This window comes from Microbispora sp. CL1-1, assembly GCF_012034195.1.
Lineage (GTDB): Bacteria > Actinomycetota > Actinomycetes > Streptosporangiales > Streptosporangiaceae > Microbispora.
In genome coordinates this window covers 1-518 of the sequence record NZ_JAATEK010000183.1, presented here as the reverse complement: position 1 = coordinate 518, position 518 = coordinate 1, and the positions used below count along the sequence as shown (strand labels likewise).

The 518-nt window shown below is 79.3% G+C and carries 1 protein-coding gene; it reads left to right on the top strand.

Features of this window, described 5'->3' with window-relative positions:
* Positions 1-295: 295 nt before the first annotated feature.
* Positions 296-518, top strand: a 223-nt coding sequence (locus HCK04_RS41750; protein WP_205831302.1) for a hypothetical protein, incomplete at its 3' end; no start/stop codon positions are given.

The window sequence follows — 518 nt, the reverse complement described above, 5'->3', positions numbered from 1 at the left end:
TCGATACCCGCCAGCACCCCCGCAAGCTCGGCCCCCGGCGGGACCACCGCCAGCCCATCAGGAATCGCCACCGGCACCCCACCACCGCCGGTACCTTCGCCCCCGGCCTCGCCCCCACCCTGGCCAGCGGAGGACACCCCGCCCACCACACGCGAAGGGTAGGCCGGGCCCACCGGGCCCACCGGGCCCACCGGGCGTGCCGGGCGTGCTGAAGGCGTCGGCTCCACCGGACGCGCCGGGTCCGCCGGGCGCGCCGGGTCCGCCGGGCGCGCCGGGTCCGCCGGGTCCGCCGGGCGTGCTGAAGGCGTCGGGTGCGTTGAAGGGCCAGGGCGCGCTGCCCGTGCCGGGCGCGACGGGCAGGCTGAAGGTGCCGGATCCATCGGACGTGTCCGGTCCGCAGAGCGTGCCAGGCGAGGCGGGCGCGGCGCGCGTGCTGGACTTGTCGGGTCTGCCGGGCGTGCTGCACGTGTCGAGGGCACCGGCGGTGCCGGGCGCTGCCCGGCGGCAGCGGACGGCGG